General features: G+C 74.2%; 17 protein-coding genes. 7 read left to right on the top strand and 10 right to left on the bottom strand.

Features of this window, described 5'->3' with window-relative positions:
- Positions 1–59: 59 nt before the first annotated feature.
- Both C5N14_RS05160 and C5N14_RS05155 read left to right on the top strand, forming a co-directional pair.
- The gene (locus tag C5N14_RS05160; protein ID WP_117666909.1) at positions 60–1,106 is read left to right on the top strand and encodes a DNA polymerase ligase N-terminal domain-containing protein; all 1,047 of its coding nucleotides are present in this window, start codon (positions 60–62) and stop codon (positions 1,104–1,106) included.
- An 85-nt stretch (positions 1,107–1,191) separates the two neighbouring features.
- The gene (locus C5N14_RS05155) at positions 1,192–2,382 is read left to right on the top strand and encodes a threonine synthase (RefSeq protein ID WP_117665986.1); all 1,191 of its coding nucleotides are present in this window, start codon (positions 1,192–1,194) and stop codon (positions 2,380–2,382) included.
- A 53-nt stretch (positions 2,383–2,435) separates the two neighbouring features.
- Here the strand turns inward: C5N14_RS05155 and C5N14_RS05150 are convergent, their stop codons facing one another.
- The 3 genes from C5N14_RS05150 to C5N14_RS05140 form a co-directional block, all read right to left on the bottom strand.
- Positions 2,436–4,220, bottom strand: a complete 1,785-nt coding sequence (locus tag C5N14_RS05150) for a glycoside hydrolase family 15 protein (protein ID WP_117665984.1) — start codon at positions 4,218–4,220, stop codon at positions 2,436–2,438.
- Positions 4,221–4,293: 73 nt separating this feature from the next.
- A complete protein-coding gene (locus tag C5N14_RS05145; protein ID WP_117666907.1) occupies positions 4,294–4,686 on the bottom strand; it encodes a cupin domain-containing protein in 393 nt (130 codons plus the stop codon).
- A gap of 287 nt (positions 4,687–4,973) precedes the next feature.
- Positions 4,974–5,867: a sulfotransferase domain-containing protein gene (locus tag C5N14_RS05140; protein ID WP_117665982.1), complete on the bottom strand. Its 894-nt coding sequence runs from the start codon at positions 5,865–5,867 to the stop codon at positions 4,974–4,976.
- A gap of 86 nt (positions 5,868–5,953) precedes the next feature.
- On the opposite strand from C5N14_RS05140, the gene C5N14_RS05135 reads away from it, so the two are divergent.
- Positions 5,954–7,102: a beta family protein gene (locus C5N14_RS05135; protein WP_117665980.1), complete on the top strand. Its 1,149-nt coding sequence runs from the start codon at positions 5,954–5,956 to the stop codon at positions 7,100–7,102.
- A gap of 66 nt (positions 7,103–7,168) precedes the next feature.
- Here C5N14_RS05135 and C5N14_RS05130 read toward each other — a convergent pair whose 3' ends face one another.
- Entirely contained in the window at positions 7,169–7,450 is a 282-nt protein-coding gene (locus tag C5N14_RS05130) for an adhesin (RefSeq protein WP_117665978.1), read from the bottom strand.
- Positions 7,451–7,920: 470 nt separating this feature from the next.
- On the opposite strand from C5N14_RS05130, the gene C5N14_RS05125 reads away from it, so the two are divergent.
- Complete coding sequence (locus C5N14_RS05125; protein ID WP_117665976.1) at positions 7,921–8,112, top strand: hypothetical protein; 192 nt, start codon at positions 7,921–7,923, stop codon at positions 8,110–8,112.
- Between the two features lie 77 nt (positions 8,113–8,189).
- On the opposite strand, the gene C5N14_RS05120 is transcribed toward C5N14_RS05125, so the two are convergent.
- Both C5N14_RS05120 and C5N14_RS05115 read right to left on the bottom strand, forming a co-directional pair.
- Entirely contained in the window at positions 8,190–8,519 is a 330-nt protein-coding gene (locus tag C5N14_RS05120; RefSeq protein ID WP_207892616.1) for a hypothetical protein, read from the bottom strand.
- Between the two features lie 156 nt (positions 8,520–8,675).
- Positions 8,676–9,269 carry a pentapeptide repeat-containing protein gene (locus C5N14_RS05115; protein ID WP_117665975.1) on the bottom strand — a complete coding sequence of 198 codons (594 nt, stop codon included), beginning with the start codon at positions 9,267–9,269 and terminating at the stop codon, positions 8,676–8,678.
- A gap of 65 nt (positions 9,270–9,334) precedes the next feature.
- Here C5N14_RS05115 and C5N14_RS05110 point away from each other — a divergent pair, with 65 nt between their 5' ends.
- Positions 9,335–10,567, top strand: a complete 1,233-nt coding sequence (locus tag C5N14_RS05110) for a serine hydrolase (protein WP_117665973.1) — start codon at positions 9,335–9,337, stop codon at positions 10,565–10,567.
- Positions 10,568–10,608: 41 nt separating this feature from the next.
- On the opposite strand, the gene C5N14_RS05105 is transcribed toward C5N14_RS05110, so the two are convergent.
- Positions 10,609–11,667 carry a hypothetical protein gene (locus C5N14_RS05105; protein ID WP_128763518.1) on the bottom strand — a complete coding sequence of 353 codons (1,059 nt, stop codon included), beginning with the start codon at positions 11,665–11,667 and terminating at the stop codon, positions 10,609–10,611.
- 747 nt (positions 11,668–12,414) lie between these two features.
- On the opposite strand from C5N14_RS05105, the gene C5N14_RS05100 reads away from it, so the two are divergent.
- Positions 12,415–13,056 (top strand): NAD(P)-dependent oxidoreductase, encoded by a 642-nt coding sequence (locus tag C5N14_RS05100; protein ID WP_117665968.1) that lies wholly within the window; start codon positions 12,415–12,417, stop codon positions 13,054–13,056.
- Positions 13,057–13,080: 24 nt separating this feature from the next.
- Here the strand turns inward: C5N14_RS05100 and C5N14_RS05095 are convergent, their stop codons facing one another.
- Positions 13,081–13,545 (bottom strand): PPOX class F420-dependent oxidoreductase, encoded by a 465-nt coding sequence (locus C5N14_RS05095; RefSeq protein ID WP_117665966.1) that lies wholly within the window; start codon positions 13,543–13,545, stop codon positions 13,081–13,083.
- Positions 13,545–14,207: a DUF6642 family protein gene (locus C5N14_RS05090; protein WP_117665964.1), complete on the bottom strand. Its 663-nt coding sequence runs from the start codon at positions 14,205–14,207 to the stop codon at positions 13,545–13,547. Before C5N14_RS05090 ends, C5N14_RS05095 begins: the two co-directional genes overlap by 1 nt.
- Before the next feature lie 315 nt (positions 14,208–14,522).
- On the opposite strand from C5N14_RS05090, the gene C5N14_RS05085 reads away from it, so the two are divergent.
- Entirely contained in the window at positions 14,523–15,311 is a 789-nt protein-coding gene (locus C5N14_RS05085) for a D-Ala-D-Ala carboxypeptidase family metallohydrolase (RefSeq protein ID WP_117665962.1), read from the top strand.
- Between the two features lie 179 nt (positions 15,312–15,490).
- Here C5N14_RS05085 and C5N14_RS05080 read toward each other — a convergent pair whose 3' ends face one another.
- Positions 15,491–16,216 carry a response regulator gene (locus tag C5N14_RS05080; RefSeq protein WP_371685806.1) on the bottom strand — a complete coding sequence of 242 codons (726 nt, stop codon included), beginning with the start codon at positions 16,214–16,216 and terminating at the stop codon, positions 15,491–15,493.
- Positions 16,217–16,326: the final 110 nt, after the last annotated feature.

Below are 16,326 nucleotides of genomic sequence, written 5' to 3'. Positions count from 1 at the left end.
AACCGACGACGGCGCGGCGGCGGGCTGCGGGGCGGGCCGGCACGGCGGAGAATGCGGGGATGGCCGACCGCCTGGACGAGTACCGCCGCCGGCGGGACGCGAAGCGGACCCCGGAGCCGGTGCCCGAGCGGCCCCCGCGCCGGGGCGGCGGCGGGCGGCGGGCCCGGTTCGTGATCCAGCAGCACCACGCCCGCCGGCTGCACTGGGACCTGCGGCTGGAGCACGAGGGGGTGCTCGCCTCCTGGGCGGTGCCGCGCGGCCTGCCCCGGGAGCCGGGCCGCAACCACCTGGCCGTGCACACCGAGGACCACCCGATGGAGTACCTGGACTTCCACGGCGAGATCCCGGCCGGCGAGTACGGCGGCGGCAAGATGATCATCCACGACACCGGGACGTACCGGTGCGAGAAGTGGCGCGCCGACGAGGTGGTCGTGGTGCTCGACGGAAAGCGGACCGCCGGGCGGTACGTGCTGTTCGCCACCGGCGGCCGGGACTGGATGGTCCGCCGCACCGACCCGGCCCCGCCGGGCTGGACCAGCATGCCCGAGCTGGTCGCGCCGATGCGCCCGACCCGGGCCGCGCGGCTGCCCAGGGACGCCGCCGAGTGGGGGTACGAGCCGCGCTGGGACGGCGTGCGGGCGGTGGCGTACGTCTCCGGCGGCCGGCTGCGGCTGCTCGCCGGCTCCGGCGAGGACGTCACCGGGGCGTACCCGTGGCTGCGGGAGCTGGCCGAGGAGCTGGCGCCGGCGGAGGCGGTCCTGGACGGCGCGCTGGTCGACATCGACCGGCGCGGGCGGGTCCGCCCGGCCCGGCCGGCGGGCGGCAGGCGGTCCGACCCGGCCGGGCAGTACCTGCTGTTCGACCTGCTCTGGCTGGAGGGCGCGCCGAGCACCGACCTGCCGTACGCGCGGCGCCGGGAGCTGCTCGACGGCCTGGCTCTGGCCGGCGCGCACTGGCAGACCCCGCCGTGGTTCCCCGGCGTCGGCGCGGACGCCCTGCGGGCCGCCGGTGAGCAGGGGCTGCCCGGCGTGGTGGCGAAGCGGCTGGACTCGCCGTACGAACCGGGGCGGCGCAGCCGGCGCTGGCTGAGCATCGACGTGGACTGAGACCGCGAGCCGACACCGGGAGGCGGGACGGGTAGGCGGGACCGCGAGCCGGGGCCGAGCTGGAAGCCGAGACGCGAGGAGCATCGTGTACCTGACCCACCTTGAGTGCCCGCGCTGCGGGCGGGCGTACCCGGCGAGCGAGTTGCAGAACCTGTGCGAGTGCGGCTCGCCCCTGCTGGCCCGGTACGACCTCGCGGCGGTGGCCGACGCGGTCACCCCGGAACGGTTCACGCTGCGCCCGGCCGACCTGTGGCGCTACCGCGAGCTGCTCCCGGTGGCCGACCCCCGGCACGTCACCACGCTGGGCGAGGGCTGGACGCCCCTGCTGCGCGTCCCGTCGTACGGCGCCCGGATCGGCATCCCGGACCTGGTCGTCAAGGACGAGGGGCTGATCCCGACGGGGTCGTTCAAGGCGCGGGGGGCGGCGGTCGGGGTGAGCCGGGCCCGGGAGCTGGGCGTCACCCGGATCGCCATGCCGACCAACGGCAACGCGGGCGCGGCCTGGGCCACGTACGCCGCCCGGGCCGGGCTCGGCGCGACCATCGCCATGCCGCTGGACGCGCCGACCATCTGCCGGCGCGAGGTGCTGGCCGCCGGGGGCGACCTGCGCCTGGTCGACGGGCTGATCGGCGACGCCGGCCGGCACGTGGCCAAACTGGTGGCCGAGTCCGGCGGCGCGGTCTTCGACGCCGGCACGCTGCGCGAGCCCTACCGGCTGGAGGGCAAGAAGACCATGGGATACGAGATCGTCGAGCAGCTCGGCTGGCAGGTGCCCGACGTGATCGTCTACCCGACCGGCGGCGGGGTGGGGCTGATCGGCATCCACAAGGCGATGCACGAGCTGCGCGAGCTGGGCTGGATCGACGACAAGCTGCCCCGGCTGGTCGCGGTGCAGTCGACCGGCTGCGCGCCGATCGTCCGGGCCTTCGCCGCCGGGGCCGCCCGGGCCGAGCCGTGGGCGGACGCGCGCACCGTGGCGTTCGGCATCACCGTGCCGGCCCCGCTCGGCGACGAGCTGATCCTGGCCGCGCTGCGGTCCAGCGCCGGGACCGCGATCGCGGTCGACGACGCGGAAATCCTGGCCGACCTGCGGGACTTCGGCACCGACGAGGGACTGCTGCTGTGCCCGGAGGGGGCGGCCTGCCTGACCGCCGCCCGGCACCTGCGGGCCGGCGGGTGGATCCGGGCCGGCGAGCGGGTGGTGGTGCTCAACACCGGCGCCGGCCTGAAGTACCCGGAGACGGTGGACGTCTCGGCGGTGCCGGTGGTGGCCTGACCGACCCCAGGACGACGGACCGGCCCGTGCCGGCCCGGTCCGGCGCCGGGGGCTCAGGCCGTCGCAGGGTCGGTGAGCCGCCAGGCGGCGTTGATCAGCCCGATGTGCGACAGCGCCTGCGGGAAGTTGCCCTGCTGGGCCCCCGTGCGCGGGTCGATCTGCTCGGCGAACAGCCCCACGTCGTTGGCGTGCCCGAGGACCCGCTCGAACAGCCGCCGGGCCCGCTCCTGCTCGCCGGCCATCACCAGGCACTCCACCAGCCAGAACGAGCAGAGCAGGAAGCCGGCCGGGTCGCTGTTCCAGCGCCGCACCAGCCCGTCGTCGGTGCCCAGCTCGCGTTCGACCGTGGCGATGGTGGCGCGCATCCGCGGGTCGGACGCCTCCAGGAAGTGCACCACCGGCAGGAAGAGGGCCGAGGCGTCCAGCTCCGTCGAGCCGAAGGCCCCGGTGTACGCGCCGACCCGGTCGTTCCAGCCCTCGCGCAGCACGGTCGCGCGGATCTCGTCCCGGATCGCCGCCCAGCGGCGGGGATCGGCCCCGTCGCCGAGCTGCGGGGCCAGCATGACCGCCTGGTCCAGCGCCGCCCAGCAGAGCACCTTGGACGACAGGTAGTGCCGGTCGGTGTCCCGGGTCTCCCACATCCCCCGGTCGGGCAGCCGCCAGGTCGCGGCGACCTGCTCGGCGAGCCCCACCACCATCTCCCGCAGCTCTTCCGTGAACGTCTCGCCGAGCTGGTCGTGCAGCCGCCAGACCGCCGAGATGACCTCGCCCGGCACGTCGAGCTGGCGCTGCCGCCAGGCGTCGTTGCCGATCCGGACCGGCCGGCTGCCGGCGTACCCGCGCAGGTGGGCGCAGTCGTGCTCGGTGAGGTCCCGCTCCCCCTCCAGCCCGAACAGCACGGGCACCGGCGCGTCGCCGACCCGGCCGATCGAGCGGGCCGCCCAGTCGAAGAGCCGGGACGCCTCGGTCGGGCAGGCGGCCACCCAGAGGGCGCGCATGGTCATCGAGAAGTCGCGCAGCCAGGAGAAGCGGTAGTCGTAGTTGCGGTCGCCGCCGATCCGCTCCGGCAACGACGTGGTCAGGGCCGCGGCGACCGCGCCGCTGCGGGCGTACGTCAGGCCGGTGAGCACGGTCGCGCCGTGCCGCACCTGCGGGGCGTACCCGCCGTCGTAGCGGTGCGTGGCCCGGAACCCCTCCCAGGCCAGCACCGTCTCGGCGAGCGCGGCGACCGGGTCCAGCCGGGCCGGCCGGCCCCGGTAGACCGGCGCGTACGCCAGGTCGAAGCCGACGCGCTGGCCGGCGGCGACCTCGAACTCCTGCCGGACCCGGTCCCGGTCGGCGCGCAGGGCCGGTCCGGTGCCGCGCAGCGCCAGTGCGACCGGCCCGGCGGTGGCCAGCACGCCGCCGTCGTCCTGCTCGTGCAGGTACGGGGTGAGCAGGCCGTACTCGGGGCGCGGAACGAACTCCAGGCCCATCCGGACCCGGCCGGTGAGCCCCTCGACCACCCGCAGCAGCACGGCCGGGGAGTTCATCCCCATCTCGTGGCCGCGCACGCCGAGCTCGGCGGAGAGGGCGTCGGTGACCGCGACGCTGCCGGAGGGCGTGTGGTGGACCGTGCGCAGCACCAGCGTGTCCGGCCGGTACGCCCGCTCCACCCGGGCCGGCGCGAGCGGCGCAAGCCGCCAGTACCCGCCCCGCGGGTCCAGCAGCCGGGCGAAGACCGAGGCGCCGTCGAACCGGTCCGGGCACCACCAGTCCACCGAGCCGTCCCGGCTGACCAGCGCGCCGGAGCGGCAGTCGGAGAGGAACCCGTAGTCGGAGATCGGCGGCTGGTCCACCCGCCCCGGGTACCCGTGCCCGCCCGGATCAGGCCGGCGGGGGCGCCGCGCAGCCCCGCGCCGGCCGGGCCGGTCAGGAGGTCGGTGGCTCGTCCTCGCCGGCCGCCTCCGCCGCGTCGGCCTCCTCCTTGGTCCGGTGCACGGCCTGGTCGGCGTGCTCAGGGGGGCCGTAGACGGTGTAGAGGACCAGCGGATTGGGGCCGGTGTTGACGAAGTTGTGCTGCGTCCCGGCCGGCACGACCACCAGGTCGCCCTGGGCGACCTCCTTCTTCTCGCCGGCGACCCGGGCCTCGCCGGTGCCGCTGACGAAGGTCAGGATCTGGTCGGTGCCCTCGTGGACCTCCTCGCCGATCTCGCCACCCGGCGGAATGGTCATGATCACCAACTGGGTGTGCTCGCCGGTCCACAGCACCCGCCGGAAGTCCGGGCTCTTCTCGGCGACGGTCGCGATAGTGAAATGCTCCATGCCGGCCACATACCCGGTGACGGCCCCCGTCACGCCGGGAACGGCAGATGGTGGAAATCCCCACTGATCCGAGGTTTGGACCCGCCCGCACCGGGCATCGAGAGCATCGGCCGGCGCAACCGGGCCGGTCGAGCCAGGTCCCCGCCGACGTACCGCCGTACGGCTGCGGTGGTGGGAGACGGCCGGAGCGCGGCGACGTTACGATCCCCGGGTCGCGGCGGCGCCGTGCGCCCGTGTCCGGACTCCGCGACACCCGACCGGTCCCCGGGCGCCGCCACCGGGACGGGTCAGCCGTCGCGGTGCAGCCAGGCGAGCAGGTCCGGCGGGGCAAGGGCGGCGGTCCGGGCCTGGTACCGGGCCAGCGTCGCCGCGTCCAGCAGCTCCCGGCCCTGCCCGGAACGGCCGCGCCGGAAGAAGGCCGACCGGTCCCGCAACACGCCCGCCGGGTCGGGGACGAGTCGGTCGGCCCGCTGGCGCATCCGGTCGAAGGTGGCGGCCTCGACCAGTTCCGGCCAGCGCGGCGCGGGCACCTCGATGCCGAACCGGCCGGCCAGCGCACGCATCTGCCCGTCCAGGTCGGCCATCAGGTCGTCGTAGTGCACCAGGGTCACGTTGGGCCGGTGCCGGCGGGCCCAGGCGTCGCCGAGGTGCCACAGCACCCCCTGGAGGGAGTCCATCTCCTCGCGCGGGTCGACCTCCCGGTCCACCCAGCGCCCCAGCGCCTCCACCAGCGGGGTACGCGGGGCGGGTGGGCCCTGCGGCGCCGGTTGCCCGGTCAGCTCGGCCAGCCGCTCCCGGTCGAGGTTGCCGCTCTGGTGCCAGAGGGAGACCGCCATGTCCAGCGGGTGCCGGGCCACCACGACGTAGTGCGCCCGGTCGTCCAGCGGGATCCCGTCGAGCGGGGTGTGGGTCTTGACGAACCGGCGGTGCGGCTGGGCGGCGAGCCGGGCGTACACCTCGTCGCGGGGCTCCACCAGCCAGTCCAGCCAGGGCGACAGCTCCGGCAGCGGCGCCGGCAGGTCGGGCGTGCCGAACACCAGCAGGGCACAGATCATCTGCATCCAGGTGGTGCCGCTCTTGGACCGGGTGCTGATGACGATGTCGCCGTCGCGAAAGGGGAAACCGCGCCACCGGGCGCTGTCCTCGTCCGGCGAGCGGTAGCGGATGGGGGTGCCGGGCATCCGAGGATGGTAGCGATCGGCGCGTCCGCGCGCCGGCATTTGCCGGAGACCCTGTGACGGGCGCCGATGTGTCGCTACATTGAACTATGGTGCCCGCCCACCGGGGCCGGGCGGCGAAGCCGGTCTACCGCCCCGTCCTCACCGGTCGACGGGGCACGCTGGAGGCGCTCCGACACCTCGACGGTGCCACGGCCGCCCTGCTCGCCCCGGTGCTCGACGTGTCCACGATGGACCATTCCCTTCCGGACAGCCTCACCCGGCTGCCGCCGGGGCTGCTGCCAGCGGTCGACGTGTCCGCGCTGCCCGACGGGGTGGGCGGCGAGCTGGTCCGGTGGGGCGTACCGCTGGTGCCGGTGGCCGGGCTCGCGGAGAGCGACGCGCGACTGGCGGCGCACGGCGTGGCTGCCCGCGCGTACGCCGGGCGGCTGGTGGTGCGGCTGCGGGCCGGCCTCGACCGGTCGGGCCCGGACGCGACGACGGCCGCGGTGGAGCGGATCTGGCGGCTCGCCCGGCTGGTCCCGGAGCAGTGCGAACTCCTCGTCGACGCCGGGGACGTCTGCTGTCCGGCCGACGTCCGGTCGACGGAGCCGCGGGTCCGCCGGCTGGTGGACTGGGCGCGGCGGCACGCCTGGCAGACGGTGACCGTGGTGGCCGGCGGGGTGCCGCCGACGCTGTCCCGGCTCCCCACCGACGAGCCGGTCCGCCTGGACCGCTGGGACTGGCTGCTCTGGCGGCGGCTGGCCGACCTCGGCGTCGGGTACGGCGACTACGGGGTCGACTGCGCGGTGCCCGGGGCGGACGCCGCCGGGGACCGGCTGCCCACCGTCCGCTACACGACCGACGGCGCGTGGTGGGTGTACCGCTGGTCGCGCCGGGGCGGCCGGGGCGACGAGCGGGTGGCGGACCTGTGCCGGACGCTGGTGTCGGCGCAGCACTGGCCGGCGGACGGGGCGACCTTCTCCTGGGGCGACCACGAGATCCTGCGCCGGTCCCGGGGCATGGCCGGGGCCGGGTCCACGACGAACTGGGCGGCCTGGAGCACCTCGCACCACCTCGCGCGGGTGCTGTTCGACCTGGGCCGCTCCGACGGGGCGCGGCCGGCGGACGACTGGCGACCCGGGGCGCGACCCGGCGGGGAGGACCGCGCGTGGTCGGGCGGCGGGTGGCGCGGCGGGCCGGAGCGGGGCCGCCCCGCCCGACCGCGCCGGAACGGCGAGGCCGGACGGGCCGGCTGAGCCGCCGCAGCCACTCCTCCACGGCGAACGCCGACCGGCTACCCCCTGTCGGTGAAAGCCGACCGGCTACCCCTTGTCGGTGAAGCCGAACTGGACGATCCCCTCGTCGTCGACGCTGGCGTCGACCGAGGTGTCGCTGAGCAGCTCGGCGGCGTCGGAGTCGAGGAAGATCCGGGCCCCCTGGTTGTCCACCACCTGGTCGCCCTGCGCCGGCTCGGGCACCAGCTCGATGGTGAGCGAGCCGGCGTCGGCGTCTGCGGCGATGCGCAGGCCGCCGTCCTGGGCGACGTCCTCCTGCACGGTGAGGTCGCGGATCACGAGCACGGCGTTGTCGGTCATGGTCAGCATGGTCAACTCCTCGTGGGTGCTTTCGGATCGCGGTCGGCACAGACCGGACTCAGCCCGCGGACGAGCACGCGGGGGAGCTGGGCGACGAAAGGCCCGTCGCCGCACGAAACGGGGCAGGTCACCCGCCCCTCTCTGCCTACGGTGCCTCCTGACGGGGCATCCGTCAAATAGAACGACATCGACCGACCGGCGCATCCAAACCGCCTCCGAGCTGCCCAGATGTCGCCTAGGCTGACCCATCGACGACGCTAGGCGGTACGCGGCACGAGTTCATCGGCACCCTGCTGCTGGTCTTCTCCGGCGTGGCGCTGACCGTGCGCCGCGACCCGCGCCACCGGGCCGAGCCGGAGAAAACGACCGGTTCCACGCCCGGAGATGTCCGGCCGGCGAACCCCTGACCTCCCCCGATTCGGCAACAACCTTCGCCCGATGGGGTTTCCCGACAGAAACCTGCATGGCAGCATCAGCGCATGCGTCGTCGCCTCCTCCCCCGGGCACTCGCGCTGGCGGCGCTGGTCGCCGGCGCGGCCAGGGCCGGCGCCCCCACCGCCGAGGCACCCGCCCCCGCGGGGGCGGCGCGGCTGGCGCCGCCCGCCGCACCCGACCCGCCGCGGACCCCGGAGGGCCGGGAGTGCTCCCGGGTGAAGCCGATCACCTGTTGACCCGCCCGGGCCCCTTCCGGGTGCGGAGGAAGGGGCCCGGGCCACGGGGGCGTGGCGGCGAACCTGCCGCCACGCCCTCAGGCACCGGGACGGTCGGGCGGCCGGACCGTCACGGTGGGGTCGCCCCGCTCGATCAGCGCGTCGATCTCGGCGGACCGCAGGCCGCGCAGTGTGAGCACCCGCCGGCCCCAGCGGTGCAGCCGGCACGGGTGCGGGCTCGCGTCGTTGCGGCAGACCGTCCCGCCCGACCAGCGCCGGGGCGCGTGCACCACCACCGCCCGCACCGCGAACTGGGCATCTTCCCCCGTGACGTACGGCGGCAGCGGGATCTCCCGGAGCGTCTCCCCCGACTCCTCGGCGCCGAGGGGGATCGCGGGACGGACGGTACGGGTGGCGGTGCTGCTCATCGGTGAAGCCTCCACAGAGGATGGACGGACCGGGACAGCAGGAAACGTACGACCGCTGCGCGGCGGCGCGACGGACAAACTGTCCCCCGGGACCCCGGCCGGGCGGGCCGGCTGCCGGGCTGGGTGGGGCCGGGACCGCCTCAGGACCGACCGGGGTCAGCCGAGCTGGAAGCCGAGCGCCCGGGCCAGCACCAGCGCCTGCTCGGCGTCGATCAGCGCGTCGGCCCGCTCCACCACGGTCGGGTCGAGCGCGGACAGGTCGCTGCCGCGCAGGTCGGCGCGGGACAGGCGGGAGCCGTGCAGCTGGGCCCCGGACAGGTCGACGCCGGTGACCGTGGCTCCGGTCAGGTCGGCGCCGGTCAGGTCCACCTCGCGCATCCGCACGTCGGTCAGGCGCGCCCCGCGCAGGTCGGCCCCCGGCAGGGCCACGAACGACCAGTCCCCGCCGTCGACCCGCAGCGGACGCAGGTCGCACTCCTCGAAGCTGCTGCCGACCAGCTTGCAGCCGGTGAACTCGGCGTCGAAGAGGTTGCACCGTTTGAACACGCAGCGGGTGAAGGCCGAGTCGGTGTGCCGGGAGGCGTTGAACGCCACGTTGCCGAAGGTGCACCCGGTGAAGACGGCGCCCCGGCTGACCGCCTCGGTCAGGTCCACGTGGAAGAACTCGCAACGCACGAAGTGCCGGTCGACCAGTTCCTCGCCGTACCAGTCGTCGTGGCGGAAGGTGGCGTCCTCGGTCGGCTCCAGCACCTGGTCAGCCTAGTGGGCAAGCCGACGTCTTCCGCACTCCCCGTACCGGCTAGTAGGTTCGGCGGGTGAGCGTGGCACGCAGCACCGACCCCGACCGCCTCGGTTTCGATCCCGCCCGGCTGGCGCGGATCGACGAACACTTCGGCAGGTACGTCGACGACGGGCGACTCGCCGGTTGGCAGATCGTCGTGACCCGCCGGGGCGAGATCGCCCACTCCTCGACCTACGGCCTGCGCGACCGGGAGGCGGGCGCCCCGGTCGAGCCGGACACCCTCTGGCGCATCTACTCGATGACCAAGCCGATCACCTCCGTCGCGGCGATGATGCTGTGGGAGGAGGGCCGGTTCGAACTGACCGACCCGGTCAGCCGCTGGCTGCCGGAGTTCGCCGACGCCCGGGTCTACGACAAGGGCCCGGTGACCAGGCCGTACACGGTGCCGGCGGCCGAGCCGATCCGGATCTGGCACCTGCTCACCCACACCGCCGGGCTGACGTACGGCTTCGCCCAGGTCTCCGTGGTCGACGGCCTGTACCGGGCCGCCGGCTTCGACCTCACCGCGCCCGCCGGGGCCGACCTGACCGCCGCCACGCGGACGCTGGCCCGGCTGCCGCTGCTCTTCCAGCCGGGCACTAGCTGGAACTACGGGGTCTCCACCGACGTGCTCGGCCGGCTCGTCGAGGTGGTCTCCGGCCGGCGGCTGGACCACTTCCTCGCCGACCGGATCCTGCGCCCGCTCGGCATGACCGACACCCGCTGGTGGGTCGACGAGCCGGACGCCAAGCGGCTGGCCGCCCTGTACGCCCCGAACCCGGCGACCGGCCAGGCGTTCCGCGCCGACTCGATCGGCCGGGCCGCGCTGACCGAGCCGGCGTGGCTGTCCGGCGGCGGTGGGCTGGTCTCGACGGCCGCCGACTACCACCGGTTCACCCAGCTACTGCTGCGCGGCGGCGAGCTGGACGGCGTACGCCTGCTCGGGCCCCGGACGGTGCGCTTCATGACCCGCAACCACCTGCCCGGCGGCCGGGACCTGGCCTCGTTCGCCCCGTCCGGGTTCGCCGAGACGGTGCTGGAGGGCATCGGGTTCGGCCTCGGCTTCGCCGTGGTGCAGGACCCGGTTCCGGCCCGGGTGCCGAGCAGCGTCGGCGAGTACTACTGGGGCGGGATGGCCAGCACCGCGTTCTGGGTGGACCCGGTGGAGGAGGTCACCGCGCTGCTGTTCACCCAGCTCCTGCCGTCGAGCACCTACCCGCTGCGGTCGCAGCTGCGCCAGCTCGTCTACTCCGCCCTCGTCGACTGAGCCCGGTCGGGCCACCTGCGGCAGGCGGCCCGACCGGCCCGTCAGACCAGCCGCTGCGGGAGGGTGGACACCACCGTCGCGGTCCCGGTCGCGGACAACCCCGAGACGAGGTACGCCCGCGCTCGGCCGTCCGGCCGGACGGCCCACAGGTCCGGCACCCCGTCGGCGTTGACGTCGGCTGCCCAGAGGGTGCTTAGCGCGACGCCGGTGTTCCAGTTCGCGGCGACGTGGTACTGGGTGCGGCTCAGGGACCCGGTGCCGTCGCCGTTGTCGACCACGGTGACGCCGGTCCAGAGGTAGAGGGCACCGGTCGTGGCGTTGCGCAGGAAGATCGCCACCCCGGAGGACAGTTCGGTGCTGGCGATGCTCCAGTTCTGCCAGTCCGTCCCACCGGTCGGCGTGGTGTCGGGCAGTGCGACCTTGAACAGGTACCCGCCCGGCATCGGGATGGTGGGGTGGTAGATCAGCCGGTAGCCGTTGACGGCGTCGCCGGAGATGCCGATCAGGTCCGGGTACCCGTCGCCGGTGCCGACGGCGTCGTACGCGTTGGCGACCTGGAGAGGGCTGTTGCCGTACGCATCGACGAGCTGGGCCGAGTCGATGCTGAACTGGTTCCCGCTGAGGTTGGGGTTGAGCATGGTGCCGTCCCCGGCACCCCGGATGATGCCGGCCCCGCCGAGGTTGACGCCGCCCGGGTAGTAGACAAGGAAGTCCTGCTCGGTGCCGCCGGTGAAGCGGCCGGTGAGGACCTGGGCGCCGTCGAAGTCGGCCGGCGAATAGTTGCCGGTGACCCCGTTGCCCAGCAGGCCGATGTTGGTTGCCGGGGTGTGCACCCGGCCGGTGCCGACGCCGGTGCTCGCCGAGACGCGGCCCTTGGCGGACCAGACGCCGGAGCCGAGGCCGGCGGTGCCGCCGACGGTGACCAGGTCAGGAACGCCGTCGCCGTCGAGGTCCTTGTCCACCGGGCCGGTGGTGAGCGACGGGGCGGGGTCGCCGGCGGGATTGGCCTGGGCCGGCAGCGCCGGGGCGACCGCCGTCAGGGCGAGCACGGCGGGTGCCGTCAGGGCGAGCAGCCGACGGGCGGCGGGACGGAGAGCCATCTGTTCCCCCATGCGTGACGTGGACACTGGAGCGCTGACCATAGTCGATCTAGTGCCCCGTCATGCAGCCTTGAACGGGTAATCCGGGTGCCGGATCTTGGATTCGGTGGCGAATCCGGTGGTCAGTTCCGTGACGTGGCCGACCTCGACGAGAACAGCGCCACGATCGCCCACCGCAGCGCTTTACCGGATCCTTCTACTCACCGGCCACCGCCCCACACACACAGCCTTGCCTTCCGGTGCCTATGGAGCTGAGTCGAATACGACATCAGCCACACCCGCCGCCAGCCACGACCCGACGGGGCGGTGGGTAACCGCGAACGGTGGTGGCCCGACCGACGGTGATGACGTGAACGACTCAGCTCCATAGGCACCGCCGCCCACGTCATCGACCGCCGCCACCCACAGTTCCGCCTGGGTCACCGTTCCCCGCCGGCCGGGGACCGCACCCACGACCAGGCAATGGCCCCGCCCCGCGCCACCCTCCAGCCAGGCCACAGCATCGCGTACGCCCAGGTCAGATCAGACATGCCTCAATCGACTACGTAAAGACCCTGCCCCAGAACCGACGGATTACCCGATCAACGTTCAAAGACGCGGCACTAGGCAAGCTCGACCCCCGGTTTTACGGCGGCCGTCCGCCACCGGGATCGCGGGAACGGCACCGCCGGGGGCGCTCCGCTCCCTAGCCTGGGAACGGACGACGACGGCCGCGCCGACGGGTGCGGCGCGGGAGGCGGTCAGGCGATGAGCGACATCGTGGTGTTCGGGGCCGGCGGCACGGCGGGCTCGCGGATCACCGCCGAGGCGGTGAACCGGGGTCACCGGGTGACCGCGGCGGTGCGCCGGCCGGAGGCGACCAGCTACCTGCCGGCCGGGGTCAACCTGGTCACCGGCGACGCCACCTCGGCGCGCAGCGTACGCGGGCTGGCCCCGGGCGCGGACGCGTTCGTGGTGGCGGTCGGCGGCGGGGAGCGGGCGCTGTGGCGGGACGTGGCGGAGAACCTGATCACGGTGCTGCGGGACCTGCCGAACCCGCCCCGGGTGATCCACGTCGGCGGCGGGGCGACCCTGCGCACACCGAGGGGCGTCCCGTTCCTGGAGGAGCCGGACTTCCCCGAGGAGTACCGGGACTCCGCGCTGGGCCAGGCCGACGCCCTGGCCTGGTACCGGTCCTCGGCCGACGGGGTGACCTGGACGTACCTCTCCCCACCGCCGCTGGAGTTCCACCCCGGCGAGCGCACGGGCCACTACCGGACCGGCACGGACGAGCCGGTCACCGACGAGCGGGGCCGCGCGGTGCTGAGCTACGAGGACCTGGCCGTCGCCGTCGTGGACGAGATCGAGCACCCGCGCTTCGAGAACATGCGCTTCACCGCCGGGTACTGAGCCACCGGGTACCGAGCCGGCGGGTCAGTCGGCGAGGCGGGCCGGGAAGCCGCCGGTGGCGATGGGGCCCCAGCCGTCGACCGTGACCCGGATCAGCGACTTGCCCTGCCTGACCATCGCCGCGCGGTACTCGTCCCAGTCCGGGTGCTCGCCGGAGATGCTGCGGAAGTACTCCACCAGCGGCTCCAGCGCCTCGGGCAAGTCCAGCACCTCGGCCGTGCCGTCGACCTGCACCCAGGGGCCGTTCCAGTCGTCGGAGAGCACGCAGGCGCAGACGCGGGCGTCCCGCCGGATGTTCGCCACCTTCGCCCGCTCGGGGTAGGTGGAGATGACCAGGCGGCCCTCGGCGTCCACCCCGCCGGAGACCGGGGAGGACTGGGGCCGACCGTCGGACCGGGTGGTCATCAGCACGATCCGGTGCCGGGGACGGAGGAACTCGATCAGGGCGGCCCGGTCGACCCGGGTGTTGCTCGCGACGCTGCGTGCCATCACTCGTTTCTACCCGTACCCGCCGAGCGGGGCCGGGCGGTGGTCCGTCCCGTGGGCTGGGCCGGCACCCGGGGCCGTACGGTGGGTCGCCACGCCCGGCCGTTCGCGTAGATCACCCGGAAGCCCAGGTACGCCGCCAGGGGCGCCCAATGGGCGGAGCCCATCCGCAGCTCGGCGGCGTTGTGCCGGTGCCCGTTGGCGAGCACGTCGAGCAGCACGGTCTCGAACGCGGCCGACTCCACCCAGTCGACCTCGCGGGTGAAACCGCAGATCAACGCGGCGCCGGTGACGTCGAGGAAGTCGCGCAGCGCGGCGTCGGACGCCCGCAGCACCGAGCAGCTGCCGAAGTAGAGCCGCCGGCCGTCGCACCGGCCGGCGATCCGCTCGGCCACGTCGGCGAGGTCGACGGAGTCCCAGTCGGTGAGGCAGAGCCGGCTCGGCTCGCCGTGCATGGCGAAGAAGCCCACCCGGTAGTCGGCGTACTGCTTGAGCAGCCAGCGGTCGAGGAAGTAGAAGAGCTCGTCCCGGGTGGCCGCGTCCTTGTGGATGAACCGGAGCTTCCCGAGCCGTTCGAGCAGTTCGAGGGTCGGCAGGACCGATCCACGCTCGTTGAGGTCGCGGTGCCACTGCCCCTCGACACAGAACACGCCACCGCGCGCCACAGCCACCTCCCCCGACCCCGGTGACGTTACCGCCGGCCGTCCGCGCCCCGCCGGTCACCCTCCGTCGGATCCGAATCACGTTTCCGTCACGCCGCGCCCCGCGTACCGTTTCGGCCCTTCCATGCATCGTCGGCACGCAGTGGGGTGCCCGCAATTCGGCTCCTTCCTCAGCAGATCCTCCACCACGGGCCAAAGTGAGAACAATTCCGGTTATTTCCTGCCAGAAGGACGCCACGATGCGAGGGTGGAACGGACGGGACGTCCCGGTCGACGGACCCGGCTCACCCCATTCGCTCTCCTTACGGGAGGACTTCCGTGCGTGCCGAAACTCTGAAACGGGCCGTGGTCGCGTTCGCCCTGGCGTTGCCGGGCGTCGCGGTCGCCACGGTGGTGGCCGCCCCGGCGGCCCACGCCGACGGCTGCTACACCTGGAAACGCAACCTGTACCAGGGGCGCTCCGGCGACGACGTCCGCCAGCTCCAGATCCGGGTCGCCGGGTGGGCCGGCAACCGGGACATCGTGGAGAACGACGGCCGGTACGGCCCGAAGACCGCCGCCGCGGTCAAGCGCTTCCAGTCGGCGTACGGGCTGACGGCCGACGGGGTCGCCGGGCCGCAGACGTACACCAAGCTGTACGCGCTCCAGGACGACGACTGCACGCCGCGCCACTTCAGCTACAGCGAGCTGGACGACGGCTGCGGCCGGGGCGGCTGGAGCGGGGGCCCGCTGTCGGCGGCGAAGACCAAGGCCAACGCGCTGCGCACCATGTGGAAGCTGGAGGCGCTGCGGCGCGACCTGGGGGACAAGCCGGTGCGCGTCACCAGCGGCTTCCGCAGCAAGGAGTGCAACCAGCAGGTCGGTGGCGCGGCGGACAGCCAGCACCTCTACGGCACCGCCGCCGACCTCGTCCCCCGCGACTCGTCGTTGTGCGAGGCCGCCCGCGCGGCCCGCGACCACGGCTTCAGCGGCATCTACGGCCCCGGGTACCCGGACCACGACGACCACGTCCACGTGGACTCGCGTCGGGAGAACAACAGCGACCAGACGTCGAACACGACCGTCTGGTCCGCGCCGGACTGCGGGATCGGCGCCGGCAACGACTGACCGGGGCCCGCCAGGCGGGACACCGCCGGTCCGGCCGGAGTTCAATCCGGGTCTGACGAGTCTTGATCGACTCCGTGTCACGGATATCGCGGTGTCCCGGGTGGGTAAGGGGGCGTCGTCAATGACACGGGGTTGATCAAGCACTCGGCGAGGGCGCACGAGGGCCGGCGCGGGGGCAGTCAGACGAGGCCGGCGTCGTGGACCAGGATGGCGACCTGGACCCGGTTGTTCAGGTCGAGCTTGGCGAGCAGGCGGGAGACGTACGCCTTGACCGTCGCCACGCTCATGAACAGCTCGGCGGAGATCTCGGCGTTGGTACTGCCCTGACCGAGCGCGACCGCGACCTCCCGCTCCCGCTCGCTGAGCCCGGCCAGCAACCGCAGCGCCCGGTCCCGGCGGGGGTCGACGCCGGCCGGCCCGGACGCGGTGACGTGCCGGATCAGTTGCCGGGTGACCGTCGGGGAGAGGGTGGCCTCCCCACCGGCGACGCGGCGCACCGCCCGGACGATCTCGGCGGGCGGGGTGTCCTTGAGCAGGAACCCGGCCGCCCCGGCGCGCAGCGCCCGCAGCACCTGGTCGTCGGCGTCGAAGGTGGTCAGGACGAGGACCTCGGGCGGGCGGGGCAGGGCGCGCAGCGCCTCGGTGGCGGCGAGCCCGTCCACCCGGGGCATCCGGATGTCCATCAGCACCACGTCGGGCGAGCAGGCGGCGACGGCGGCCGGCACCTGGTCGCCGTCGGCGGCCTCGCCGACCACCCGCAGGTCCGGCACACCGCCGAAGATCATCGACAGGCCGGCCCGCACCAGGGCATCGTCGTCCACGATCAGCACCCGCACCGGCTCCCCCGCTGCGGCCCCGGCACCCGGCCCGTGCTCCTGCCCGGTCATGCCGGCCAGGGTAGCCAGGCGGTCAGCCGGAAGTCGCCGGACCCGTCCCGCCCGTGTTCCAGGCGCCCGCCGGCCAGGCTGACCCGCTCGGCGACGCCGACCAGACCGGTGCCGGTGCCGGGGATGAC

The organism is Micromonospora sp. MW-13 (assembly GCF_003434305.1).
GTDB lineage: Bacteria > Actinomycetota > Actinomycetes > Mycobacteriales > Micromonosporaceae > Micromonospora.
This window is presented reverse-complemented; position numbering and strand designations above follow the sequence as displayed.

What these genes read in the sequence shown, in the direction of transcription:
- C5N14_RS05100 (WP_117665968.1), top strand. Translation starts at nt 12,415, where the DNA reads ATGAGCGACATCGTGGTGTTCGGGGCCGGCGGCACGGCGGGCTCGCGG.
- C5N14_RS05095 (WP_117665966.1), bottom strand. Translation starts at nt 13,545, where the DNA reads ATGGCACGCAGCGTCGCGAGCAACACCCGGGTCGACCGGGCCGCCCTG.
- C5N14_RS05130 (WP_117665978.1), bottom strand. Translation starts at nt 7,450, where the DNA reads ATGCTGACCATGACCGACAACGCCGTGCTCGTGATCCGCGACCTCACC.
- C5N14_RS05145 (WP_117666907.1), bottom strand. Translation starts at nt 4,686, where the DNA reads ATGGAGCATTTCACTATCGCGACCGTCGCCGAGAAGAGCCCGGACTTC.
- C5N14_RS05135 (WP_117665980.1), top strand. Translation starts at nt 5,954, where the DNA reads ATGGTGCCCGCCCACCGGGGCCGGGCGGCGAAGCCGGTCTACCGCCCC.
- C5N14_RS05120 (WP_207892616.1), bottom strand. Translation starts at nt 8,519, where the DNA reads ATGAGCAGCACCGCCACCCGTACCGTCCGTCCCGCGATCCCCCTCGGC.
- C5N14_RS05105 (WP_128763518.1), bottom strand. Translation starts at nt 11,667, where the DNA reads ATGGCTCTCCGTCCCGCCGCCCGTCGGCTGCTCGCCCTGACGGCACCC.
- C5N14_RS05160 (WP_117666909.1), top strand. Translation starts at nt 60, where the DNA reads ATGGCCGACCGCCTGGACGAGTACCGCCGCCGGCGGGACGCGAAGCGG.
- C5N14_RS05140 (WP_117665982.1), bottom strand. Translation starts at nt 5,867, where the DNA reads ATGCCCGGCACCCCCATCCGCTACCGCTCGCCGGACGAGGACAGCGCC.
- C5N14_RS05125 (WP_117665976.1), top strand. Translation starts at nt 7,921, where the DNA reads ATGCGTCGTCGCCTCCTCCCCCGGGCACTCGCGCTGGCGGCGCTGGTC.